At 60.8% G+C, this 24,293-nt stretch carries 17 protein-coding genes; 13 read left to right on the top strand and 4 right to left on the bottom strand.

The window, feature by feature from the left end; genetic code table 11:
- Positions 1-3 precede the first annotated feature (3 nt).
- From EUU22_RS21070 to EUU22_RS21045, 6 genes are all read left to right on the top strand, one after another.
- Entirely contained in the window at positions 4-420 is a 417-nt protein-coding gene (locus EUU22_RS21070) for an RNA-binding S4 domain-containing protein (protein ID WP_129333944.1), read from the top strand.
- Between the two features lie 198 nt (positions 421-618).
- A complete protein-coding gene (fdxA, locus tag EUU22_RS21065) occupies positions 619-957 on the top strand; it encodes a ferredoxin FdxA (protein WP_129333943.1) in 339 nt (112 codons plus the stop codon).
- Between the two features lie 387 nt (positions 958-1,344).
- Positions 1,345-1,917, top strand: coding sequence for a CarD family transcriptional regulator (locus EUU22_RS21060; RefSeq protein ID WP_112686364.1), 573 nt, complete (start codon positions 1,345-1,347; stop codon positions 1,915-1,917).
- A gap of 265 nt (positions 1,918-2,182) precedes the next feature.
- Positions 2,183-9,697 (top strand): type I polyketide synthase, encoded by a 7,515-nt coding sequence (locus tag EUU22_RS21055; RefSeq protein WP_129333942.1) that lies wholly within the window; start codon positions 2,183-2,185, stop codon positions 9,695-9,697.
- A gap of 42 nt (positions 9,698-9,739) precedes the next feature.
- The gene (locus EUU22_RS21050; RefSeq protein ID WP_129333941.1) at positions 9,740-11,119 is read left to right on the top strand and encodes an aminotransferase class I/II-fold pyridoxal phosphate-dependent enzyme; all 1,380 of its coding nucleotides are present in this window, start codon (positions 9,740-9,742) and stop codon (positions 11,117-11,119) included.
- A gap of 55 nt (positions 11,120-11,174) precedes the next feature.
- The gene (locus EUU22_RS21045) at positions 11,175-11,972 is read left to right on the top strand and encodes an SDR family oxidoreductase (protein ID WP_129334136.1); all 798 of its coding nucleotides are present in this window, start codon (positions 11,175-11,177) and stop codon (positions 11,970-11,972) included.
- Here the strand turns inward: EUU22_RS21045 and EUU22_RS21040 are convergent.
- Positions 11,959-13,029 (bottom strand): capsular biosynthesis protein, encoded by a 1,071-nt coding sequence (locus tag EUU22_RS21040; protein WP_165351252.1) that lies wholly within the window; start codon positions 13,027-13,029, stop codon positions 11,959-11,961. The genes EUU22_RS21045 and EUU22_RS21040 overlap by 14 nt on opposite strands.
- 358 nt (positions 13,030-13,387) lie before the next feature.
- Between EUU22_RS21040 and EUU22_RS21035 the strand changes: the two genes are divergently transcribed.
- A complete protein-coding gene (locus EUU22_RS21035; RefSeq protein ID WP_129333939.1) occupies positions 13,388-14,659 on the top strand; it encodes a capsule polysaccharide biogenesis protein in 1,272 nt (423 codons plus the stop codon).
- Positions 14,660-14,765: 106 nt separating this feature from the next.
- Here the strand turns inward: EUU22_RS21035 and EUU22_RS21030 are convergent, their stop codons facing one another.
- The 3 genes from EUU22_RS21030 to EUU22_RS21020 form a co-directional block, all read right to left on the bottom strand.
- Positions 14,766-15,506, bottom strand: coding sequence for a Bax inhibitor-1/YccA family protein (locus tag EUU22_RS21030; RefSeq protein ID WP_129333938.1), 741 nt, complete (start codon positions 15,504-15,506; stop codon positions 14,766-14,768).
- 173 nt (positions 15,507-15,679) lie between these two features.
- Positions 15,680-18,226, bottom strand: coding sequence for an ABC transporter permease (locus tag EUU22_RS21025; protein ID WP_129333937.1), 2,547 nt, complete (start codon positions 18,224-18,226; stop codon positions 15,680-15,682).
- Positions 18,223-18,936 (bottom strand): ABC transporter ATP-binding protein, encoded by a 714-nt coding sequence (locus EUU22_RS21020; protein WP_129333936.1) that lies wholly within the window; start codon positions 18,934-18,936, stop codon positions 18,223-18,225. The genes EUU22_RS21025 and EUU22_RS21020 overlap by 4 nt, the downstream gene beginning before the upstream one ends.
- Before the next feature lie 85 nt (positions 18,937-19,021).
- On the opposite strand from EUU22_RS21020, the gene EUU22_RS21015 reads away from it, so the two are divergent.
- The 6 genes from EUU22_RS21015 to EUU22_RS20990 all read left to right on the top strand — a co-directional run bounded on the left by EUU22_RS21015 (position 19,022) and on the right by EUU22_RS20990 (position 24,290).
- A complete protein-coding gene (locus EUU22_RS21015) occupies positions 19,022-19,678 on the top strand; it encodes an arylesterase (protein WP_129333935.1) in 657 nt (218 codons plus the stop codon).
- 66 nt (positions 19,679-19,744) lie between these two features.
- Complete coding sequence (gene thpR, locus EUU22_RS21010; RefSeq protein WP_129333934.1) at positions 19,745-20,338, top strand: RNA 2',3'-cyclic phosphodiesterase; 594 nt, start codon at positions 19,745-19,747, stop codon at positions 20,336-20,338.
- Between the two features lie 176 nt (positions 20,339-20,514).
- A complete protein-coding gene (locus tag EUU22_RS21005; protein ID WP_129333933.1) occupies positions 20,515-20,901 on the top strand; it encodes a YkvA family protein in 387 nt (128 codons plus the stop codon).
- 301 nt (positions 20,902-21,202) lie between these two features.
- Positions 21,203-21,706 (top strand): invasion associated locus B family protein, encoded by a 504-nt coding sequence (locus EUU22_RS21000; RefSeq protein ID WP_129333932.1) that lies wholly within the window; start codon positions 21,203-21,205, stop codon positions 21,704-21,706.
- A 296-nt stretch (positions 21,707-22,002) separates the two neighbouring features.
- Entirely contained in the window at positions 22,003-23,202 is a 1,200-nt protein-coding gene (gene rlmN / locus EUU22_RS20995) for a dual-specificity RNA methyltransferase RlmN (protein ID WP_439329180.1), read from the top strand.
- A 134-nt stretch (positions 23,203-23,336) separates the two neighbouring features.
- Positions 23,337-24,290 carry an ABC transporter substrate-binding protein gene (locus EUU22_RS20990; protein ID WP_129333930.1) on the top strand — a complete coding sequence of 318 codons (954 nt, stop codon included), beginning with the start codon at positions 23,337-23,339 and terminating at the stop codon, positions 24,288-24,290.
- Positions 24,291-24,293 lie beyond the last annotated feature (3 nt).

Raw genomic sequence — 24,293 nt, 5'->3', positions numbered from 1 at the left:
GCGATGAGCGAGGAGAAACAGCCGCAGTCGGATTCGCGTCAGCGCCTCGACAAGTGGCTGTTCTTTGCCCGTATGGCGAAGTCTCGCTCGATCGCCCAGCGTCGAATCGCGGCCGGAGACGTTCGTGTGAACGATCAGAAGGTACTTCACGCGAGCTATACGGTGAGAGCCGGCGACCGGATCGTCTTGGCTGCAGGCACGCGAAGCCGCGTTCTCATAGTGAGGGCCGCCGGAGTGCGGCGCGGGCCTTACGAGGAGGCTCGGCAGCTCTATGACGACGTCACGCCTGCCGCGCAGGAGCAGCAGCTTTCCAACGTTTCCAGCCACGCGACTCGTGAAGCCGGGACCGGACGTCCGACCAAGAAGCAGCGCCGGGTGCTCGATGAACTGCGCTCGGACGGCGATTGGTGGAGCGAATAGAAGAACCGTTTCAAATGCGGCGTCTTGTCGTAAGGTTTATTCTTGCATTCGCCGAAATAACCCATTAGCTGACTTGCCAGTCCCGCAGACACCATGAGGGCGTGCCCTCCGTCTGTCTCCCGTGTTTTGCCTGTTCGTATCTGTGGTCGGCCGCAGTCCGCCACGGCGCCGAGAACGAAAGATTGCTGGAGTGCCGCAATGACGTACATTGTCACCGACAATTGTATCCGCTGCAAATATACCGACTGCGTCGAGGTCTGCCCTGTAGACTGCTTCTACGAGGGCGAGAATTTCCTGGTCATCCATCCGGACGAGTGCATCGACTGTGGCGTCTGCGAGCCCGAATGTCCCGCGGAGGCCATCAAGCCCGATACCGAACCGGGGCTTGATCATTGGCTGAAGGTCAACACGGAATTCGCGCAGATCTGGCCGAACATCACCAGCAAACGTGATCCGCTGCCCGAAGCGAAGGAGATGGACGGCGTCCCCGGAAAGTTTGAAAAATACTTTTCGCCAAAGCCAGGTCAGGGTGATTGACGCTCTTATCGGCTGGGTGTCGCGAAGTTCATTCTGGCGAGTCTAAGTCGTTGAGGGAAAGGAAAAACTTTCCTTCCGCGGCCGTTGCAGAGCGGCTGCAGCAAAATATTGATTTATTCATCTTTTTGTGTTAGTTTCGGCATACTGATCCACGTTGCGGCATTGTTATGCCCTGAGCCATCACGAAAGCAAACACCAGACCAAGCGCGGTTTCCGTGACATAAGCGGCAGTTCTGTTGTCGCGTCGCAGTCGCGATGGTGGGTTTTGTTTGCGTCTTGGCCTACCGGATTGGTGTGGAATGATCCGACGGCTTCCCCCGTCTCATCCGGGCCTGACCGACCCGGCTCCGGCAATGCCGGGAGCTCAACAGGGAGTTTTTGATTCGAATGACAATCCAGCAGAAAAAATCTTCAACGCGCCAGGGATTCAAAACCGGCGAGTCGATCGTCTATCCCGCACATGGCGTCGGTACCATCACCGCAATCGAAGAGCAAGAAGTCGCCGGCATGAAGCTCGAGCTTTTTGTGATTGATTTCGAGAAGGACAAGATGCGGTTGAAGGTGCCTGTCGGCAAGGCTGTCAGCATCGGCATGCGCAAGCTGTCGGAGACGGATTTCGTTGATCGTGCGTTGAAGGTCGTGCAGGGAAAAGCTCGCGTTAAGCGCACCATGTGGTCGCGTCGCGCACAGGAATATGATGCGAAGATCAACTCGGGTGACCTGATCTCGATCGCGGAGGTCGTGCGTGATCTTTATCGCGCCGAGAACCAGCCGGAACAGTCGTACTCCGAACGGCAGCTTTACGAGGCTGCGCTCGACCGCATGGCCCGTGAGATCGCTGCCGTCAACAAGATGTCGGAGACCGAAGCGGTGCGTCTCGTGGAGGTCAACCTGGCGAAGGGTCCGAAGCGTGGCAAGGTCGTGGACGACGAGGACGCCCAAGAAGAAGAAGCTGCCTGATCGGCGATGCTTCGCGGGCCGGGCAAGTTTGTCGACAAGAACCTCCGGGATCAACCGGAGGTTTTTTGTTGCCTGTGCCGGCAAAGACCAGTTCGGCGGGAAGGGCGGTTGGACGGGTGCCGTCGATCGCCTCTCGGTTCGTCAATTGATGTTCAAGGGCAATAGCCGATTGACGCCCTTTCGCCGCTTGTCTAAGTGCTAGGGAAAATCCCGTGCCGAGTGCCACGGACAGTTGTGCTGAAACTATCAGATCTGCGATGTTTAGATGACGGTAGAAGTAATCGGGCGCGCATGCGCCGCACCTGGGGCGAATTCACCCGAGGAATTGTTCGAGTTGATGCGCGCCGAGGTATGCTCCGTTACGAGCATACCGGGCGACCGCTGGGATTTGGCGCGATTCTGGCACCCGGAAATGGGCGTGGCTGGCAAGTCCTATACTTTCGCGGCGGGCGTTCTCGGCGACATCTACAGCTTCGACCCTGCATTGTTCGGCATTTCGAAACGCGAAGCCGTTTTCATGGATCCGCAACAGAGGCTGCTCCTAGAGGTCACCTGGCGAGCGCTCGAGGATGCCAATATCCCGGTGGCCAAGATTCAAGGGGAGAGGGTGGCCGTCTTCGTCGGTGCATCCAGTCTCGATCACGCCAATCTTTCGGTTGAGGACCCGGCGGCTCCTGGTCCCTACTTCATGACGGGCAACACGCTTTCGGTCGTCGCCAACCGTATTTCTCACGTCTTTGGTCTGAACGGTCCCAGTTTGTCGGTCGATACGGCCTGTTCATCGTCGCTGGTGGCACTCGATCAGGCGGTCAAGGCGCTTGAATCGGATGAAATTGACACCGCAATCGTCGGTGGCGTCAACGTTCTCGTTCATCCTCTTCCGTTCGTCGGCTTTGCGCAGGCGCGCATGCTCTCGATGGACGGTCTCTGCAAGGCCTATGACGACGACGGTATCGGTTACGTCCGTGCGGAAGGAGCGGCCGCCCTCGTGCTGAGGCGGTCCGATAGAGTGCGCCGGGAGGGTGATCGCAGTCGCGCTACGATCGTGGCGACGGGCACCAATGCGGCCGGTCGAACGAACGGCATCTCTCTTCCGTCGCGGGAGGCGCAAGCCGAGCTGTTGAGGGCTGTCTATGACGGTAACGGCATCGACCCCAACGATGTCGTCTTCATCGAGGGGCATGGAACCGGCACCAAGGTCGGTGACCCGGCTGAAGTGTGGTCTCTTGGCCAGGTCATCGGCAAGCGTCGCCGCCAGCCGATCCCGATCGGATCAATCAAATCCAATATCGGCCATACCGAACCGGCTTCCGGTCTCCTTGGCATGATAAAGGCCATGCTGGCGCTGGAGAACAACTATCTTCCGGCTTCGCTGCATTTCGAGAAGCCGAATGAGGACATCGACTTCGAGGGACTGAACGTCCGGGTGGCCAATGAGCCGATTCTGCTCGAGAGAAGCGATCGTCCTCGTCTTGCGGGCGTCAATTCGTTCGGCTTCGGCGGTGCGAACGCCCATGTCGTCCTCTCGGACCCCCAGGCGGGCGTGGACCAGCGTGCCGGTGACGATCAGGGCGAGACTCCTGTCTTTCTGGCGTCAGCCCACACGGCCGAAAGCCTGCGAGGCCTTCTCGAAGGCTACCGCGAACGGCTGGAAGAGGCTTCGAGCGCAACGGAAAAAAGAGCTATTGTCGCAGCCGCCGGTGCGAACAGAAGCGCGATGCGGCACCGCTTCGTTATGCGCGGCTCCGCCGAAAGTGTGTCGGAGACGATCTCAGCCTATCTTGCGGGTGCCGGTCGCGGCATAGCGGAGATCGGCGAGGCCACGGCACGCGACCCCAAGGTTGCGCTGGCGTTCTCTGGCAACGGTGCCCAGTGGGCTGGCATGGGGCTGGACGCGTTGAACCGTAACGAGGTATTCCGCACCACGTTCTCGACGGTCTCCCGATTGTTCCATGCCTATTCGCAGGTCGACCTGCTTGAGGTTCTGTCCGATCCGGAACTTACGGAGAAGCTCGGCGACACCAAGATCGCCCAGCCGCTGCTGTTTGCGATTCAGGTCGCATTGTTCGATGCCCTGGTAGCTCTTGGTCTGGACACACAGGCGGTGCTCGGTCACTCCGTCGGCGAAGTGGCGGCGGCTTACGCGGCGGGTGCCCTGACGCTCGAGGACGCCGTTACGGTGATCGCAAAACGTTCGCTTCACCAGGATGTGCTGGCGGGTGACGGTACAATGGCCGCCGTCAAACTCGGCGAGCAGGCTACACTCGACCTCATCAAGTCCCTGGAGCTTGATGGAATTACCGTTGCCGCGATCAACGCACACAACTCCGTGACCGTATCCGGCACCTACGAGCAGGTGAAGGCCCTGCGAGAAAAGGCGCGCAAGCGTAAGGTCGCGGTTCAACCGCTCGACATCAACTATCCCTTCCATCATCCGCTCATCGACCGGGCACGCGACGCTTTTATGGCGGACATGCCCACCATTTCCCCCCGGTCTTCGGCGACTGCCTTTATCTCGACGGTTACGGGAACGGTTCTGGACGGCGCCTCGCTTACGCCGGAATACTGGTGGCGCAACGTTCGCCAGCCGGTGAAATTCATGCATGCCGTCGAGGAGGCGATCGCGCAGGGCTGCACCGTGTTCATCGAGGTCTCGCCTCGCGCCATTCTAGGCGGCTATATCGGCGACATTGCCAAGAACCGCTCGGCCTCGGTGAGCGTCGTTCCGACGCTTTCGCGGGATGATCACGAATTCGGCGTTGACCCGGTCTTCCAGTCGATGGCGCGCGCGATGGCGAGTGGTGCGGCTTTCGACGAGGAGCGCGTTTTCGGACGCCGGAATGCATTCGTCTCTCTCCCGGCCCTTCCCTTCGATAAGGTCGATCTGCGTCCTGACCGGACCAGCGATCGCGCTGACATCTATGGTCGTGACAACGAATACGGTTACACGCTCGCCGGCTGGCGCATCGATCCCAACGGGGCATCGTGGAAGAACCACATCGACGCCCATCTCTTCCCCGATCTTGCCGAGCACGTGGTCGATGGGCGTGCGATCATGCCGGGCAGCGGGTTTATCGAAATCGCGCTTGCCGCCGCACGGCAATTCTATCGCCATGATCAGGTGGAGATCTCAAATCTCGAGATCGTGCGTCCGCTTGAACTCAGCCGTAACCGCCTGATCGAGCTGTCGACGATTATCTCACCGGAAACGGGAGACCTCGAAATTCGTTCACGCGAACGGTTGAGCGAGGACGACTGGTCGGTTCATGTCGTGGCGCGTAGCCGGAAGCTGACGGCCGCCGAGTTGGCATCGGCCCCCGAAATCGAGGCGGACGGCGCCAGTGCAGAGATAGATCCGGCCAACACCTACCGGATTGCTGCCAATTTCGGTCTCGATTACGGCCCTAGCTTCCAGCTCATGGCGCAGACCGTCTGCCATGGCGAGCGCCTGATCGAGGTGCGCCTCAACGAGGCCGAGAAGCCGGCGCATCCGAGCCTCCGTTACAACCTGAATCCCATGTCGGTCGATGCGGCCTTCCACGGCTTGGTCGCACTCTTCGACCGGTTCAGCGGCGATCATAGCGGAGCACCGTATATTCCCGTTCGTTTTGGAGCGATCCGCGTAGCGGTGACGGAAAAGCCGCTCCGTCGTGCCGTCATCGAAATTGAACGATTGAGCCCGACGTCGATCAAAGCGAAGTTCCATCTCTTCGACGAGGATGGCCGCCGCATTGCGACGTTTGAGGATTGCCGTTTCCGGCGTACTTATTTGAAGCAGCGCAAGACGCTCGGTGCGCTTTCCTTCCACTACGAGATGCTGCCTGCCACAGCGCGACAGACGATTGCTTCAGCCGCTGGGGCAGCTTCCGGCAAGGCGCTGTTCAACGATGCTCCCGAAAGCGCGCTCGACAACGAAACGTTTCTCTTCAATGCGGCCGTCTTCCGCGCGATGCATGACCTTCTGTCGATTGTTGGCCAAGGGAAGCAGGTTATTGCAGCCTCCGATCTACCGGAGGATCCGCGTCTTCGTCCGTTCTTGTTCAATGGCCTGCATCTGTTGACTGACGCCGGTCTTGCGGAGCAGCGCGAAGACGGATGGCAACTTGCCAGTGAGTGTTCCTTGCCTCCGGTCAGCGAGGTTTTGGGTGAACTCTACGCGAGCGCGCCCGAACGAACGGTCGAGGCTGTGCTCATCAATGACTGCTATCGGGAGGTTCGCGAGCGCCTTAGCGCAGTGTCGGTGACATCCGGCGAGGAAGGCGGAAGGGCCGACCGCTTCATCAGCGAGGCGACGCTGGAGCACTTGACGATCCATTCGGTCGCCGCGCGAAACCGCGCCGCTATGCTCGTTGAGGCGCTGCGAAATGCGCTCGCAGATGGCAGCGGAACTGCCCGCATTCTCGAGCTTGGAAGCACGTCGCCACACCTTACGCGCAGGCTTGCGGAGATTGCCGAGGCGAAGAATGCCACGTTTGCCATTTACGAGCCGGACAATGGTCTGAGGCACCGCCTTGAGTTGACCTTCGAAAACGATCCCCGTGTGACTGTGCTTGACCGGCTCGAGACAGAGCTTGCGGCTGATATTGTCGTGAGCGCGAGCGATCGGCTGCGAGCGCTCATCGAGGATGATGTGGCGAAGCTTCCCTCGGACTGGCTTGTGCGCTCGGCCGTCTTGCTGGCAGCCGTCAGCGCACCCGGCGTCTTCCAGGATTTCGTCCATGGCTTGAACGAAGACTGGTTTTCACGAAGCAGATCGGAAGAGTTCCCCATTGGCTCTCTCCCGTCCACCCCTGAGTGGTCGGAGCTCCTCAAGCAGAGAGGCTACGTTCACACCAATGTTCGCCAACGGGACATGACCGGCGGGAGCGCCATCCTGATCGAGGCCAGCGGAAGCCGGGCGATTAGCGCCGAAACCGTCGTGGAAACCTCGGCAGTTGTCGAGCCCTTCCGTCCGGTCGTCATGGTTCATCGAGGTGGCACCGACAGCGGCACGCTCGCTGACATCGCCAAGGCGGCAGGCTTCTCCCGCACGCAGTCGTTTGCCGCCAGCGGTGATCTTGCCCTCGACAAGGCGGCTTTCCTCGACGTGTTCTCCCGCGATGGTGGAGCCACCGATAAGATCGTGTTCCTCAGCCCCCGGCATCTGCCGGTCGAGGACGCTTCCCGCGAATTGCAGCAGCGAGTTCTGGCGCTGAGCGCACTGGCACTGGCGCAGGCCGAATACCGCAACACCGTCACTCAGACACAGAAGCTTCGCCTGATTGTTGTCGCTCCCGGCGGTGCCCCGGCCGGTGGCTCGTCGGTCGGCCAGCCGGCTGATCCTGTCAATTCCGGCCTGTGGGTGTTCCTGCGCGTCCTGCGCAACGAATTCGACTTCCTTGACGTGGAGTGCGTCGATGCCGCCGGCGAAAGTGATGACCTGAAGGTGTTGCTCGAAACGGCACGTAGGGTCTCCGAGAGCACCGGACGTAACAGAGAATGGCGGATCGAAGCTGACGGAACGGTCTCCGAGATTCGTGCAGTACCGGGTGCAGCGCCGCGTGCGTTCGGCGTTACCAGTGATTTCACGGCGGCGGTCATCCGCCAGCAAGTGCCGTCGCAGGTCGCGAGCATACGGTGGGAAAGCTGTGAATTGCCAAAGATCGGCCCCGACGAGGTGCTGGTCGAGGTCGCTGCGACAGGGCTCAATTTCCGTGACGTGATGTGGGCGATGGGCCTGTTGCCGGAAGAGGCTCTGGAAGACGGTTTTGCCGGCGCCTCGATCGGCATGGAGTTCTCCGGCCGCGTGGTCGGAATCGGCAGTGCGATAGACGACCTGACGATCGGCGATCCTGTGATGGCGATCGCGGCGTCGGCGTTCTCGACGCACGTGGTGGTGAAGCGGACGGGCGTTGCCAGACTGCCGGCCGGTATCGACCCGGTCGCTGCGGCCTCGATTCCCGTGGTCTTTCTCACGGCATATTACGCGATCGTCGAGCTCGGCCGCGCGCGGCTGGGTGAAACGATTCTGATCCATGGTGCCGCCGGTGGGGTCGGCCTTGCAGCGCTGCAGGTTGCCAAGCATACTGGTCTCAAGGTCATCGCGACTGCGGGAACCGAGGAGAAGCGCCGGTTTGTCGAGATGCTCGGCGCCGATCACGTCTTCGATTCCCGCACTTTGAGCTTTGTCGGTGACGTTCTCAGTGTGACCGGTGGAGAGGGCGTGGATATCGTCCTGAACTCGCTCTTCGGCGAGGCGATGGAGAAGAGCCTGTCGCTGGTCAAGCCGTTCGGTCGGTTCCTGGAGCTCGGCAAGCGCGACTATTATGCCGACAGCAAGATCGGTCTTCGTCCTTTCCGGCGCAATGTCAGCTATTTTGGCATCGATGCCGACCAGCTGCTGGTCCTGCATCCGGAACTCTCGCGCCGTATGCTGGCGGAGATCGGTGCGCTCTTCGAGGAGGGTGTCTTCTCGCCGCTTCCGTATCGCGCCTTCGATCATGACGAGATCGGCGATGCGTTCCGCCTGATGCAGAACGCCGGGCATATCGGCAAGATTGTCGTCCTTCCTCCGAAGGCCGGCGTTGACCACGTGGTCGCGAAGCCGCCGAGGACGATGAAGGTCGACCCGCAAGGTGCGCACCTCGTCGTGGGCGGCATTGGTGGCTTCGGTCTCGTCGCTGCGGAATGGCTGGTGGAGAAGGGCGCACGGACAATCGCGCTCTGCTCCCGCCGAGGAATTGCTGACGAAGCGACCGCCGCGGCCATTTCCCGATGGACGCAGAGTGGCGTCGACGTCAGGCTTTTTGCCTGCGATGTTACGCGCGAGAGCGATGTAAAGGCGATGCTCGCCGACTTGCGTCGGGCAGCCCCGTTGAAGACGGTGATTCATGCCGCGATGGTCCTGGACGATGCTCTGATCGGCAACCTCACCGAAGAGCGGAACCGTCCTGTCATCGACGTCAAGGCGAAGGGTGCCGCGATCCTTGACGCCGAGACCCGGTCGGACGTGCTCGACAACTTCATCCTGTTCTCATCGGTGACTACCCTCGTCGGTAATCCGGGGCAGGCGAACTATGTCGCGGCCAACGGCTTCCTGGAAGGGCTTGCGCGGGCGCGTCGAGCCGAAGGTCTGCCGGCTCTCGCCGCTGGCTTCGGCGCGATCGCGGACGCCGGTTATCTGGCGCGCAACACCGATGTCGGTCAGCGGCTGGACCGGCGGCTCGGCAAGACGGCGATCAATGCGCGCGACGCCCTGAATGCCGTCGAGGAGTATATCGGGAGTGCGCCGGACACAGTCGATGCGGCTGTCGTCATGATCTCGGAGTTCGACTGGGCCGCCGCGCATAATCTTGCGGTGGTGAATGAAGCCCTCTTCGACGTTGTGATGCGCAAGGCTGCTCATCACGCCAGCGGTACCGAGGGCGGTGACATCGACCTCGTCGCGATGATCGAAGGCAAATCGCCGGCCGAGGCACAGGATGTCCTCTTCGACATTCTCGCCTCCGAGATCGCGACGATCCTCAGGGTTTCTCGCGAAAGTATCCTCAAGGAAAGCGTGCTCAAGGATATCGGGCTCGACAGCCTTATGGCCGTTGAACTCGGCTTGAACTTCGAACAGAATACGGGCTTCGACATGCCGCTGAGCAGCCTCGCCGATAACGCGACGGTGGGCGATATAACGCGCCGTCTCTACGAGAAGGTGAAGGCCCGCAACGGAACGGAAGAGACCGACGCGGACGTCTCGGCGGAAACGCGCATTGTCGACGAGTTGAGCCGTCGGCACGCCGGAGCGGAGTAGTGACGAACCGACTGGCGGTCGGGTGCCTGGAGTTATGGACTTATGGACGAAAGCAAGCGGCAGAATATCCTGAACAGGATGAAGGGCCTGCAGAAAGACGTGGATCAGGGGCGAGTTTTCCGAACGGAACAAGCCCTCAATTCGCTACCTCGTCGTAAGCAGCCGGGATTTGGCGATCTGCCCGAGTACAAGCAGGTGGTCATGCAGCAACGTGCCAGCGAGTATCTCGGGATGGAGAACCCGTTCTATCGGGCTCACGAGGGCGCAAGCGGGGCGACGGCAACCATCGACGGACGCACCTTCGACAATTTTGCCTCTTACGATTACCTAGGTCTGAATCGGCATCCGGATGTGCTCGGTGCTGGCGAACGTTCTATCCGGCAGTTCGGCATCTCGGCATCTGCGAGCCGGCTTGTGGCCGGAGAGCGCACAATCCACCACGAGCTGGAATCGGCGATCGCCGAGAACTACGGCGCGGAAGCCGCGATTTGCTTCGTCAGTGGTTACCTGACCAACGTGGCGGCTATCAGTTGCCTCATGGGCCCGCGCGATCTGGTGATCCACGACGAGTTCATGCACAATAGTGGGCTGGCCGGTGTCAAACTCTCGGGGGCTACTCGTCGCTTCTTCAAGCACAATGACGTTGCCGATCTGGAGCGCGTACTCAAGTCTCTGGCCGACCAGTATGAGCGGATACTGGTTATCGCCGAGGGTGTCTACTCGATGGATGGTGACATCGCGGACCTTCCCGGGCTTCTCCGGCTCAAGGAACAATACGGCTTCTGGCTGATGCTCGACGAAGCCCATTCGCTCGGCGTGCTCGGGGACGGCGGTCGAGGCGTCTTTGAGCATTACGGCGTCGACCCGATCTCCGTCGACATCTGGATGGGAACGCTCTCGAAGACGACATGCAGCTGCGGCGGCTATATCGCGGGAAGCGAGGCCCTGGTTACCCTCCTGAAAGCCCAGGCTGGTGGTTTCGTCTACAGCGTCGGTCTGGCCCCGGTTCTGGCAGGTGCGGCCATCGCCAGCCTTGGAGTACTGAGGGCGGAACCACAGCGAACACAGGACCTTAGGCGAAACAGCCAGCTGTTTCTCGAATTGGCCCGGCGGCGCGGACTCGATACGGGGCTGAGTCAAGGATACTCCGTCGTGCCGGTTCTGGTGGCCGACTCGCTTCGTGCCGTGCAATTGTCGAACGAGTTGTATGAAGCCGGCGTCAATGTCCTGCCCATCATTCATCCGGCGGTGCCCGAAGGATTGGCTCGGCTGCGCTTCTTCATCACAAGCGCACACACCGAAGAACAGATCGCCCGTGCAGTCGATCTGACGGCGACCATCCTCGAGAGGCTGAAGCAGCAGAATTTCGGGCTAGCGTCGGTGGACGTCGGCCAGTTGATGACGAGGCTTGGCAAGGGCTGAGGCGCCAGCACGCGATGGCGCGGCGTGTTGTTGGCCTTTGAGGATCGAAGAGCCGATGGTTCATGTCATCGTAACAGGCGGATCGAGCGGGATAGGGCTCGCTGTCGCGCGCTGCTATTTGCAGCGGGGGGCTACCGTCACCCTTGTGGGGCGAGATCCCGGTCGGCTGACCGGTGCCCGATATCGTCTGTGTGACGAAACCGGTTGTTCTCAGGAGCGTATTCATCTCGGACAGGCGGACGTCGCCGACGAAATCCAGCTCGAGAGTGTGATCGCGGCGGCAGAGGCGAAGCACGGTGCGTGCGATATCCTGGTGGCGTCAGCGGGCGTCGTTGCGCCGGCGGAGTTCCACCTGCAAGAGGCGCAGGACTTTCGCCGGCAAATCGACACGAACCTGGTCGGGGCGGTGAATGCAGTGCGGGCCGTCTACGGCGGGATGAAGGCGCGCGGACACGGCAAGATACTGGTGGTGTCGTCCGGCGCCGCGCTCATCGGCATCTTCGGTTATGCCGCCTATTGTGCTTCAAAGTCTGCCCTCATGGCCTTCGTCGAAGCGTTGCGCCTCGAGGCGACAGCTCACGGGATCGACGTTTCGATTTGTTTCCCCCCGGACACCGATACGCCGCAGCTCGCCGCTGAACTGCAGGTCCGCCCGGCACAGGCGGCGGCCATGATGAAAGCTGGCGGTGCCTGGACCGCCGAGGCCGTAGCGTCCAGAATTGTCCGGGCGCTCGACCGAAATGAGCGCACCGTCTATTTCACCACGACCATCTTCCTGCTTGGCCGCTTCGGCTCGGTTGTACGTCCGTTCGTTTACTGGTGGTTCGAGCGCAAGCGCATCAGGCTGCGGTGACCGGCGCCTGTTCCAGTTCCGGCTGGTAACGGTAGGCATTTACGACTGCAGCTGGCCGCTCAAGTGCGGAGGAGGGGTCGAGGATGCGCTGCACGACGTTGCGCGCTCCGATGGCGATTGCTTCCGCACCGAGAAAGCCGCCGCGAACCTGGGTTGTCGCGACGAGTGCTTTTGCTAGTACCTCAGGCATTCCCGGTTGCGGTGCTTGCGGTGCTCTCCAGAAGCTCGCGAGGCTGCCCTGATGCGTGATACCGGCTATGTCGTAGATCGCGGCACCGAGTGTGATCACCGGCTTGCCTGCCATGACAGCAGAAAGGCCGACGGTCGAATTCACTGTCACAATTCCGGCTGCGCTGGAAATCAGCTTGTCGAGGTCACCGCCATCGATGAGGTCGACGCGATTCTCGACGCCATAACGCCCGGCTTCTCCGACGATGACGCCGGCCCATCCGCTCAGGCCGTTGTCGATCGGGTGGATCTTGAACAGCAGCCTTGTTTCAGGTGGCGCTTCACGCGCGAAAGACGCGATCGTTGCGGCTACGATCTCGAAATGGTCGCCGAACGGGGCATGGATGCGGATCTGGTAGTCCCCTGGCAGTTGGAGCGGAAACAGGAAATACCGAGGTGGCGCAGTTTCCTTCGGCAGATAGACCCGCTGCACTTCTTGCGCCTGCCTGCGCCGGCGGCCGGAAGTCAATCCCTTTCTGATCCAGCCGGCATATTCCACCGCCGGGTGAACGGGGCCGTGCGTCCGGTAATGGGGATGAAGGAGCCAGCCCATGAGGACGTTGGGCACATGGTAGGCAAGATCATAGAGCGCGTAGGTGAGAAAACTGTTCCTGAAGTGGCTCCGCATGTCGACGGCCGGAACATCATCCGCGAGCGCGCGCAACGTGGCGGCGTCGCGGGGAAACCAGGAGCGTCCGGACATGCCTTCCGGCTCGATGGTGAGCCAGTCAGGACGAAGATAGCCCTGTTCCAGGATATGGACCCTGACACCCGCCTCGCGTGCGATCTCCACTGCGGCGGCGTGCTTCGGCCGGCCGTCTCCAAGCATCAAGATGTCGGTGATGCCGTTACGAGGAAGATAGTTACGAAGGAAAGCGGGCCAATCCCCGCTCGGGCCGGTAAACCAGTCGGCCTTTCGCGGCCACCAAAAGACGGCGTCTCCTAGGCAGAAATTAATCTTGAAGACTTTCGTGCCAGTGCTCTCCGCTTGTCTCGCGACTTCCTTGAGGAACGGCGAGGCGGGCCCCTGCAAAATAAGGAGTGTCAAACCGCGCATGATCCCGACCTGCAAACTTGTTCGTCCTTGACCGACCTCTTATAGTCACCTAACGAGAGCGACAAAAGCTCGATATTAGCGGATAAGATGTAATGGTATCGCATATTTCCAGCCTCGGACCTGCCGTCTGATGCAGCGGTCGGTTAATGGGCCCGTCGTTTTATTCCTTCAGGGGCCCCCTTCAGTTTTTTGGCGAGAGCTGGCCGAAGCCTTCGAGCAGGCGGGTGTACCGACACATCGCGTCAATTTTTCGCTCGGTGATCAAGTTTACTGGCTGAAGCGGGGTGCCATCAACTATCGCCGCTCGTTGAAACATTGGCCCATCTTTCTCGAAGAACTGATCCGACGGGAAAAAATCACCGATATTCTCTATTATGCGGACCAGTTGCCCTATCACAAGATCGCCTGCGAGGTCGGAGCGAGGCTCAGTGTCCGTTGTCACGCCGTGGAATTCGGCTACCTGCGACCGGACTGGATCACGCTCGAACGCGACGGGATGGGCCATCTCTCCCATTTCCCTAATGATCCCGCCGCGGTGAGAGCAATCGCGGAAAAGGTCAATGCACCCGATCTTCATGTCCGGTACCCGCACACCTTCGGGCAGGAGGCGTTCAACGAAGTCTTCTACAATATCACCGCGTTTTTCGGTCGTGCCTTCTTCCCACTCTACGTGGCCGACAAATATTACTCCGCGCTGGTCGACTATCTGCCCTGGCTCGTACGATGGGCGCACCGCCCGCGCACCACACCGCCCGAGCTCTTCGAGAACGGTCATGTGCCGTTTTTCATCGCCGCCCTTCAGCTGCAGAGCGACTATCAAATCCGAGCGAACTCCCCCTACGGACATCTGGAGGAGATGCTGGAAGAAGTCATCGCGTCGTTCGCGATGCACGCCGCTGCCGAGCATGCCCTCGTATTCAAGCAGCATCCGCTCGATAACGGCCTGGAGCGATGGGGCAAGAGGATCGCGCGGATCGCCGAAAAATATGGTGTCGCCGAACGGGTCATGTTCATCGAGCAGGGCAATCTCGACGCGATCCTCCGGCAGGCGTCCGGGACCGTCGTCGTCAATTCGACGGTTGGGATTCACAGCATCAGAAAGCTGAAGCCGACGATTGCCCTCGGCTGTGCCGTATACGACATTCCGGGACTGACACATCAAGGAAGTCTCGATGCGTTCTGGACCAATCCTGAACCGGTCGACGAGCAGCTTCTTCACGATTTCATAGCCGCTCTGGCAGCTACAATTCAGGTCAAGGGAAGCTTCTACAACAAGGAAGGCCGGCACGTCGGAGCGACTGAAGTCGTGCAGCGAATAGTCGAAGCCAGGGTCAACGAGCCGGGCGCCTTCGTCGATCCGGCGCCTCGTATTGGCTCAGCCAAGGCATCGCCGCGGCGATAAGGCCGCACTGCAGTCTGTACAAACGGTAGCGTTTCAGACCCCTTCGACAATGAAAAACCCGCTGGCACGACCAGCGGGTTCTTGTCTGTCGCAGTTGATGTCGGCGTTACTCGCGGTTGCCGAGGAAGCGCAGCAGGAACAGGAACAGGTTGATGAAGTCGAGGTAGAGCTGCAGCGCGCCCATGATCGCCTTGCGACCGGCGGCATCGCTGCTGTCGGCTTCATAATAGGATTCCTTGATCCGCTGGGTATCCCAGGCAGTGAGTCCTGCGAAGATCAGTACGCCGATGATCGAGATCGCGAACTCGAGTGCCGACGAAGCCAGGAACAGGTTCACGAGGCTCGCGATGATAAGACCGAACAGGCCCATGATCAGGAACGAGCCCATAGCGGAGAGATCACGCTTGGTCGTATAGCCGTAGAGCGAGAGGGCGCCGAAGGACGCTGCCGTCACGAAGAAGGTCTGCACGATGCTCTGCCCGGTGTAGATCAGGAAGATCGAGGAGAGCGACAGACCCATCATGGCGGCGTAGATCCAGAAGGTAAGCTGCGCGGCCGCAACACTCATCGTGTGGATGCGGAAGCTCATGAAGAAGACAAGCGCTACCGGCGCGAAGATGACGACCCACTTCAGGCCGCTGACATAGATCGCCTGACCGAAAGCGGTCAGTTGACCGTTGTCCACGGCAAGATTGAAGCTTAGATAAGCTGCAACTCCCGTGATCGCCAGACCAAGTGCCATCAGGTTGTAGACCTTCAGCATATAGGCGCGAAGGCCTTCATCGATCATCGTGGCCGATTGAGCGCTGCCGCTCGTCCGGCTTTGGTAGTTACGAAGTTCAGCCATTGTTTCCTCTTTTCAAGCTTCGGAATGGTTACGGTGTCGGGTCATGATCCCGAGGCGCCGCTGCGAAGCTCAGCATGCCTGTGTACAATATGAGGTTTTCCCGGGTTTGCTACAAGAGCAAGCGCCCTCAAAAAACCGGGAGCATTATTCGCTGGTACGCGACCAGCGGGGTCTTAGAGCTCTCTCAGCACGGGAGCCGCCTTCTGCCCGAGTATCCGCCAGGTGCCCGCGAGCCCGACACCGACCGTAATCAGAAGCGAAAGCGCGAGCGTCGTCAGGGCCACCGTGGGAAGGAACGAAGACGGCAGATTCATGATTCGCGCGGTGACGTACCAAGCCGCCGCGCCGCCGCCTGCAAGCGCAAAGGCAGCCGTGGTGGCGCCGAGGAGAAGGTATTCGTAGGTGAAGGCGCGGATCAACAGGCCGCGCGTGGCACCGAGGGTTTTCAATATGACGGCGTCGTGGGTCCGCGCGCGGTTGCCGGCCGCCAGCGCCCCCGACAGAACAAGGACCGAAGTGACAAGTGCAATCCCGGCCGCTGCCCGGATCGCAGTCGCCAACTGACCGACGAGCCGTTCCACGACGTCCAGGGCGTCCTTGACCCGCACACTTGTGATGGTCGGATAACTGCGGGTTACCGCTCTCAATATGGCCGCTTCCTCCGCACTCGTGGCGTCGGGCAGCGTAAGTGTCGCCAACCATGTGTGCGGTGCGCCGGCAAAGGTGTTCGGAGAGAAGATCATCACGAAATTGATCGACAGCGATTCCCAGTCGACTTTGCGGAAATTGGCGATACGGGCGGTGATGCTTCGTCCAAGGACGTTGACAGTCACCTTATCGCCGATCTTTAGTCCAAGCTGTGCCGCCTCTTCCGCGGAAAAGGACACCAGAGGCTCGCCGGTATAGCCCGCTGGCCACCATTTGCCGGCGGTTACTTGTGCATTGCCGGGCAGCGCTTCCGAATACGTGATGCCGCGATCGCCACGAAGCACCCAGCGGCCGGCCGGAGGTACCTCCATCTTCGTCACGTCCGTACCGTTGAAAGCGAGAATGCGGCCTCGCAACATCGGCACTTCCTCGACTCTGCCTGCCGGTGAGCGAGCGATCAGAAGGCGACGGAAACCGTCCAGTTCCGTCTTCTGAATGTCGACGAAGAAGAAGTTCGGCGCCCGTTCCGGGAGACTGCTGGTCAGTTCACGGCGCAGGTTGCCATCGACGAGCGCAAGCGCGACGAGGAGCGTAAGGCCAAGCCCGAGCGAAAGAACCACAGAGGGCGTGAGCGCACCTGGGCGATAGATGTTGCCGATCGCTAGACGCAGGGCTGCAGATGCCGGGCGCGGGACGCGTCGCGCTGCCATTGCAATCAGGAGTGCGACGAAACGCAGGACGACGAAGCCGACGGCGATCGAAACCAGAAAGAGGGTTGCGATCCAGCGATCGTCCGAGACACTGATTGCCAGCGCTGCGAGCGCGACAAACAGGAACGCAGCTGCAAGGATGTAGGTGCGCGAAGGCCAGCCGCCGGCCTCCAGGCCCTGCTCCCGAAAGAGGGCGGTTGCGGGTATCTCGCGGACATGACCCAGAGGCAGGATCGAGAAGGCGAGCGTGACAAGCATGCCGAACAGCGTTGCAAGCACCAGCGCACCCGGGTAGAGCGCCGGCGCGACGGGGATCGGCAGCACCTGTCCGAGATATTGTGCGGCAACGATCGGCGCCACGATCCCGACGACGATCCCGCCGGCGATGCCGACGGCTGCGATGATGGCGATCTGTATGAAATACACCAACACGACCACGCTTGCCGGCGCCCCGAGGCACTTCAGCGTGGCGATCACCACGCGCTTGCTGTCGAGAAACGCGCGAACGGCATTGGCTACGCCGACGCCCCCGACGATCAGGGCCGTGAGGCCGACGAGCGTGAGGAACTGCGAAAAGCGTGCGATATTCTCACTCAGTGCCGGCGCGGCGCGATCACTGGTGCGGATCGACCATCCGGCATTCGGCAGCGTCGCCTGTGCTTTTTCGCGCAGGTCCGCGGGAGAGAGTTGCGGCTCGTGGAGCCGCACCTTGTAGGCATGTTCGACGAGACTACCGGTCTCGACGAGGCCTGAGGCCTTTAGGCCGTCGAGACTCGTCAGCAGACGAGGAGCAAATCCCATTCCGTCGGAAATGGCGTCCGGCTCGTTTGCGATTATGCCTGAGATATGGAATCGGGCTTTTCCGACCAGAAGCTCGTCGCCCGCAGCAAGGCCGAGACGCTCCAGCAGGAGCGGTGCGGCGAGCGCTCCGAAAGCCCCGTCTTTCTTTGCGAATGCGTCAGGAAGGGACTGCGGCGGGTCGGCGGCAAAGGTGCCATAGAGCGGATAGAGCTGATCTACTGCCTTCACTTCAACCAGCGACTGATCCGAGCCATCCGGCAGGCGGGCCATCGAACGCAGGACGGTCGACACGGCAATAGTTCCGAGATCGTTCAGAAAGCGTCGCTCCTCAGGCGTCGCCTCGCGGTTGTTCAGTTCGAAGCGCGCATCGCCGGCAAGCAGCTCCCGGCCTTGCGAGGCGATGGCGTCCGTAATCGCCGTGGAAACCGAATTGACGGCCGCGATCGCCCCTGTGCCCAGCGCGATGCAGGCGAGAAAGATGTAGAAGCCGCGCAAGCCGCCGCGCAACTCGCGGACCGCTATCCTGAAAGCGACGCGAAGGCGCGGAAGAAAAGCTTTCATGCCGGCAGCCGCTCATCATGTCGTTCGCTGTATAGGCGGTCCTCGACGATCGTACCCGACATCACCTTGACCTGCCGCGAGCAACGCGCGGCCAGCAATGGATCGTGGGTGACCAGCAGCAACGTCATGGCACGCTCGGCCTGTTCGGCGAAGAGAAGATCGGCGATCTGGCGGCCGGTCTCCGTATCGAGGTTGCCCGTCGGTTCATCGGCGATCAACAAGGCTGGGGAAGGTGCGAGTGCTCTCGCAATGGCGACGCGCTGCTGTTCTCCGCCCGAGAGCTGTCCCGGATAGTGGTGCAGCCGCTCGCCGAGACCGACCGCCTGAAGCTCGCGGCGGGCGATCTCGAACGCATTACTGACATTCGCGAGCTCGAGCGGCACTGCGACATTCTCTAGGGCGGTCATGTTGGCGATCAGGTGAAAGGACTGAAAGACGATGCCGATGTTGCGGCCTCGGAAATCCGCCAGCGCATCCTCGTTCAAATCATGCAGGGCCGCCCCATTGATGAAGATCTCTCCTCGATCGAGCCGCTCGAGTCCGGCCAGCACCATGAGAAGCGTCGACTTCCCCGATCCGGACGGGCCGACGATCCCGACTGCCTCGCCACGGTCGATTTCGAGGTCGATTCCTTTCAGCACGTGGACTGCCGCCGCCGCGCTTCCGAGCGTCAGGTCGGCCTTCTTTACTTCGATGATTGTTTTTCCCACGCGCGCTCGCCCTATATGTTGAGTATCACCTGCAGGACCGGTCTGCCGTTCTGCCGCGGGCTCTGGTCAATTTAGGGAAGGCAATATGAGATTTAAAGCAGCGCTCCCCCTTTTTGCCGTTCTGGCCTTCGTTCTAACGTTGATGCCCGGCCCGCTCGAGGCGGAGGACAATGGCCCGGTACAGATCGTCGGCTTTGGCGACAGCCTCATGGCCGGCTATCAATTGCCACCAGAGGACGCACTTCCCGCGCAGCTCGAAAAGGCCCTGGCCGCTGCCAACCGCAAACTCGTGATTACGAACGCCGGCGTGTCCGGTGACACATCTGCTGCAGGGCTCGCGCGCGTGGATTGGTCAGTGCCCGACGGGACCGACGGCGTCATACTCGAGCTTGGTGCGAACGACGCCCTGCGCGGCATAGCGCCGGAGGAGACCGAGAGGAATCTCGAGGAGATCATCAAAAGGTTACGCGGTCGAGGCATCGAGGTTCTCCTCATCGGCATGATGGCTCCACCCAACATGGGAACGGACTATCAGGACAGATTCAATCCGATTTACAAACGGTTGGCCGACAAATACGGGCTGGAATTCTATCCCTTCATCCTCGACGGTGTGGTGACCGAGGCCGACCTGAAGATCGAGGACGGAATGCATCCCAATGCGAAAGGGATTGCCGTCATCACCCGGCGAATGCTGCCGGTCGCGGAGCGCTTTCTCGACCGCATATCCTCCGCTACAAATTAGGGGGTTGCGCGGATCGGCATTGCGTGATTCGCTGTTGTTATCTGCAAGAGATTCGGGGAGCTCGCTATGCCGAGATTGTTCACTGCCCTCGAAATTCCGCGTAATGCGGCTCTCAGTCTTTCCCTGTTGCGTGGCGGACTTCCCGGAGCTCGCTGGATTGATGTGGAGAACTACCACATCACCCTGCGCTTCATCGGGGACGTCGACGGGCGGACGGCTGACGAGATCGTCGACCGGTTGGACCGGATCGATCGCCCTGAATTTCTCCTCAGTTTGAGCGGCATCGGTTCCTTCGGTTCGAAGAAGCCGCATTCGGTTTGGGCCGGCGTTTCACCGGCGCCGGAAATGTACGCGCTTCAGGCCGAAATCGAGCGCATTTGCCAGCGTATCGGCTTGCCGCCGGACCCCAGAAAGTTCAGCCCGCACGTGACGCTCGCACGGCTCAAGTCTTCAAGGGTGGACGACGTCGTTCACTATCTCTCCGGGCGAGGTGATTTCCACACCGGCCCCTTCCTCGTTCCGCGTTTTGTTCTCCTCTCGTCGAAAGAATCGGTCGGGGGCGGACCTTACCTGACCGAGGAGGTGTTCCCGCTTCACGAGGCCCGTCCGACTGTAAGCTTTGCGAGCAGGGACTCGCAGTCGGCGAAGAGCATGCTGTAGACGGCCCGGAGACCGTCATCTCCACCGGCGTAAAGATCCGGTCAGCGCGAGCATGGCTGGTCTGTTGTCGCGCGGGCCTGCTGCCGGATTGCCGCGGACAGATCATGAGCTGCTGTGACGGGGAATTGAATTCCGCTTCCGTTTTCCCATATCGTTGCGGAATGCGAGGACGAGCCATGGATGAGATCAAGTTCGGCGACATTCTGCTGCCCGGGGATGAAGACACCCAGGAGCGACAGGAGAAGACTGTTCGGGCGAGGTTCTGGCCGACGATGCGTAAGGCCATACGCCAACTGCCCCTTGGACGCGACGTCGTTGCCGCATACTACTGCGCGACCGATCGACAGACGCCGTTGCGCGTGCGCGGCATCCTGCTGGCGGCGCTCGGCTATTTCGTGCTTCCTTTCGATACGGTCCCCGACGTGCTGGCACTCGTCGGCTTCACCGACGATATCGCAGTTTTGACGACAGCGTTTGCGTTAATCAACAGCCACATCCGCGAGCGGCACTACGAGGCGGCAGATCGTGCGCTCGCCGACGAACCCGGCGTTGCCGCCCGGTGACAGACACAGCGACAATCCGTGCGGAGGCGATGTCACTGTGTGGACCCACACTGCTGCCGAGAAAGGACAAACTCTCGCCGGATTTGTTCTGTTCTGATCAGGCTGCTGGGGTAGTGCGCAACGTTTGATGACGTGGGCGATCAAAAATAGGTCTGATCGGCTGAAATGCTGCCTTCGGCGACGAGATCGAATGCCTTGTTGACGGTTTGGTAACCTAAATTAAGTCAAACTGAATCAGGTTTTAAGATAATGGCTCGGCGCGCGGTCGGGTCTTGGACGGAAACGTAAGCGGCAGGACAACATGTTTGTAAGACGTATCGCAACCGCATTGGCAATCGTGCTGGCAGGCTACGGGACAGCCGCCGCTCAGGCGCCGACCCGCATCGAGCAATTCAAGGCATGGGGGGCGTATTCCTACAAGTCGAACGGCGGAACGGTATGTTACGTACTCTCGGTTCCGACCGCGAAAGAGCCTCCGGCCGTCGATCACGGCGACATATTTTTCATCGTCTCGCAGCGTCCTGGCCAGAACATCTCCTACGAGCCGCAGGCGATGATGGGCTACAAGCTGAAGGACGGCTCGAAGGTGAACGTCACCATCGACAGCAAGAACTTCGTGATGTTCACGAAAGACAAGGCCGCCTGGGTCGAGAATGCAGCAGAAGAACCGGCGCTGGTCGCGGCGATGAAGGGCGGCTCGTCGATGACCGTCAAGGCGACGTCCGCCCGCGGCACGCCGACCTCCTACACCTATTCGCTTTCCGGCATTTCCGCAGCTCTCAGCAAGATCGAAACCTGCAAGTAATCGGAGCGGCGCGCATGCGACCGCTTGTACGTGACGGGGCGGTCGCGCCGGCCCGTCATTCGGCGTTTCCAGGTATCACCGATGCCGCCTCTACATTCCGGATGACGCGGTCCCTGTTTGGTGGTAAAGGGCGGCCGGAAGACCTATATGGTCTGGATTAATTCCAATTCCCCGGTGGAACTCGACAGGAACTAGACGGCCGGCACGCCCGCAGCGACAGGATCGCGGGTGAGGCATGGTGCGTGAGGTGAAACGGTATGGCTTCTCTCGACGCTGTGATTTCAGGCAAACCCAAGATGGCTCTGGCGCCGGTCCAGGACGCTATCTCCGGCAAGCCGTCGCTGATCGGCCTCGACCGGGAGCAGCTTGCTGCGGCGCTGCGCGACAAGGGCGTGCCCGAGAAGCAGGTCAAGATGCGCGTCGCGCAGATCTGGAACTGGATCTACGTCCGCGGAATCTCCGATTTCGACGCCATGAGCAATGTCGCGAAGGACATGCGCGAAATGCTGAAGGCGAACTTCGCCATCGCCCGGCCCGAAATCGTCGAGGAGCAGGTCTCGAACGACGGGACCCGCAAATGGCTGCTGCGCTTTCCGCCACGTGGAGCGGGCCGCCCCGTAGAGGTCGAAACCGTCTATATTCCGGAAGAGGGCCGCGGCACACTCTGCATCTCAAGCCAGGTTGGCTGCTCGCTCACCTGTTCCTTCTGTCACACCGGGACGCAGAAGCTGGTTCGAAATCTCACCTCGGAGGAGATCCTGTCGCAACTGCTGCTCGCGCGCGACCGGCTCGGCGATTTCCCCGACCGTGACGTGCCTGTCGGTGCGATGGTACCTTCCAGCGATCGCAAGATCACGAACGTGGTCATGATGGGCATGGGCGAGCCGCTCTACAATTTCGAAGAGGTCAAGCGCGCGCTGCTGATCGCTTCCGACGGCGACGGGCTCTCGCTTTCCAAGCGGCGCATTACGCTTTCGACATCCGGCGTCGTGCCGGAAATCTACCGGACGGGCGAGGAGATCGGCGTCATGCTGGCAATCTCGCTGCACGCGGTGCGCGACGAACTTCGCGATATGCTGGTTCCGATCAACAAGAAGTATCCCTTGAAGGACCTGATCGCCGCCTGCCGTGCTTACCCGGGTCTTTCGAACGCGCGCCGTATCACTTTCGAATACGTGATGCTGAAGGACGTCAACGACAGCCTCGAGGACGCCAAGGGACTGGTGCAACTGCTGAAAGGCGTCCCTGCGAAGATTAACCTGATTCCGTTCAATCCTTGGCCCGGCACGAACTATCAGTGTTCCGACTGGGCGCAGATCGAGAAGTTCGCCGATTTCATCAATCAGGCGGGCTATGCCTCGCCGATTCGCACGCCGCGTGGCCGCGACATTCTCGCTGCCTGCGGTCAGCTCAAATCCGAGTCCGAGCGTATGCGCAAGACCGAGCGGCTGGCGTTTGAGGCAATGATGATCGCCAATCACGGCGAAGACGATTAAAAACTCTCCAACAGGACGAAAAGCCGGCATTTGGGAGCGCGATTCCGTATTCTAGGGATCGGATCGCAATTGATTTCGTCCGATCATCTGCCTAAGAAGGCCGCCAGTAAGCGACAGAGATTGGAGATAAACTCATGCGCGCTCTCGTACTCGCCCTCGTAGCCGCCACGGCTCTTGCCATGCCGGTCCGTGCCGATGAAGTGACGGTTGCTGTCACGGCCATCGTCGAGCATCCGGCGCTTGACGCCGCCCGCGACGGTGTCAAGGAAGCCCTGGCAGAAGCTGGCTTCAAGGAAGGAGAGAACCTCAAGTTCCTCTACGAGTCGGCGCAGGGTAATCCGGGCACAGCCGCCCAGATCGCCCGGCAGTTCATCGGCGAAGGCCCGAACGTGATCGTTCCGATCTCCACCCCGTCGGCACAGGCCGTCGTCGCCGCCACCCGTGACATTCCCGTCGTCTTTACCGCGGTGTCCGACCCACTCGGCGCGCAGCTCGTCAAGGACATGCAGAAGCCCGGCGGCAACGTGACCGGTCTCTCGGACATGTCCCCGGTTGCCGACCACATTGCGCTTATCAAGGAAATCACGCCCAACGCCAAGACCATCGGGTTCATCTACAATTCCGCCGAAGCCAACTCCGTCTCGACGCTCGCCGCACTGAAGGCGGAAGCCGAGAAGGCCGGCCTTGAGGTCGTCGAGTCCGTCGCAACCAAGTCGGCGGAAGTGCAGGGAGCGACGCGCGCGCTCGTTGGCCGCGCCGATGTGATCTACATCCCGACGGACAACACGATCGTGTCCGCCTTTGAGGCTGCCGTCGGTGTGGCGGTCGAGGCGAAGATTCCGCTCTATGCCGGCGACACCGACTCGGTCGCTCGTGGTGCCGTTGCCGCCCTGGGCTTCAACTACTTTGACGTCGGCAAGCAGACCGGTGAGATCGTCGCCCGCGTCCTGAAGGGCGAGGCCCCCGGCGACATTCCGGTTCGCGTTGCGGCCGGCACCGACCTCGTCATCAACAAGTCCGCGGCCGCCAAGATGGGCGTCGAGTTCCCCGAGAGCATCGTGAAGCGGGCGACAAAGGTCGTCGAATAAGCC

Origin of the sequence: Ciceribacter ferrooxidans (assembly GCF_004137355.1) — a bacterium.
Taxonomy (GTDB): domain Bacteria; phylum Pseudomonadota; class Alphaproteobacteria; order Rhizobiales; family Rhizobiaceae; genus Allorhizobium; species Allorhizobium ferrooxidans.
This window is presented reverse-complemented; position numbering and strand designations above follow the sequence as displayed.

What these genes read in the sequence shown, in the direction of transcription:
- EUU22_RS21070 (WP_129333944.1), top strand. Translation starts at nt 4, where the DNA reads ATGAGCGAGGAGAAACAGCCGCAGTCGGATTCGCGTCAGCGCCTCGAC.
- fdxA (WP_129333943.1), top strand. Translation starts at nt 619, where the DNA reads ATGACGTACATTGTCACCGACAATTGTATCCGCTGCAAATATACCGAC.
- EUU22_RS21060 (WP_112686364.1), top strand. Translation starts at nt 1,345, where the DNA reads ATGACAATCCAGCAGAAAAAATCTTCAACGCGCCAGGGATTCAAAACC.
- EUU22_RS21055 (WP_129333942.1), top strand. Translation starts at nt 2,183, where the DNA reads ATGACGGTAGAAGTAATCGGGCGCGCATGCGCCGCACCTGGGGCGAAT.
- EUU22_RS21050 (WP_129333941.1), top strand. Translation starts at nt 9,740, where the DNA reads ATGGACGAAAGCAAGCGGCAGAATATCCTGAACAGGATGAAGGGCCTG.
- EUU22_RS21045 (WP_129334136.1), top strand. Translation starts at nt 11,175, where the DNA reads ATGGTTCATGTCATCGTAACAGGCGGATCGAGCGGGATAGGGCTCGCT.
- EUU22_RS21040 (WP_165351252.1), bottom strand. Translation starts at nt 13,029, where the DNA reads ATGCTTGGAGACGGCCGGCCGAAGCACGCCGCCGCAGTGGAGATCGCA.
- EUU22_RS21035 (WP_129333939.1), top strand. Translation starts at nt 13,388, where the DNA reads ATGCAGCGGTCGGTTAATGGGCCCGTCGTTTTATTCCTTCAGGGGCCC.
- EUU22_RS21030 (WP_129333938.1), bottom strand. Translation starts at nt 15,506, where the DNA reads ATGGCTGAACTTCGTAACTACCAAAGCCGGACGAGCGGCAGCGCTCAA.
- EUU22_RS21025 (WP_129333937.1), bottom strand. Translation starts at nt 18,226, where the DNA reads ATGAAAGCTTTTCTTCCGCGCCTTCGCGTCGCTTTCAGGATAGCGGTC.
- EUU22_RS21015 (WP_129333935.1), top strand. Translation starts at nt 19,022, where the DNA reads ATGAGATTTAAAGCAGCGCTCCCCCTTTTTGCCGTTCTGGCCTTCGTT.
- thpR (WP_129333934.1), top strand. Translation starts at nt 19,745, where the DNA reads ATGCCGAGATTGTTCACTGCCCTCGAAATTCCGCGTAATGCGGCTCTC.
- EUU22_RS21005 (WP_129333933.1), top strand. Translation starts at nt 20,515, where the DNA reads ATGGATGAGATCAAGTTCGGCGACATTCTGCTGCCCGGGGATGAAGAC.
- EUU22_RS21000 (WP_129333932.1), top strand. Translation starts at nt 21,203, where the DNA reads ATGTTTGTAAGACGTATCGCAACCGCATTGGCAATCGTGCTGGCAGGC.
- rlmN (WP_439329180.1), top strand. Translation starts at nt 22,003, where the DNA reads ATGGCTCTGGCGCCGGTCCAGGACGCTATCTCCGGCAAGCCGTCGCTG.
- EUU22_RS20990 (WP_129333930.1), top strand. Translation starts at nt 23,337, where the DNA reads ATGCGCGCTCTCGTACTCGCCCTCGTAGCCGCCACGGCTCTTGCCATG.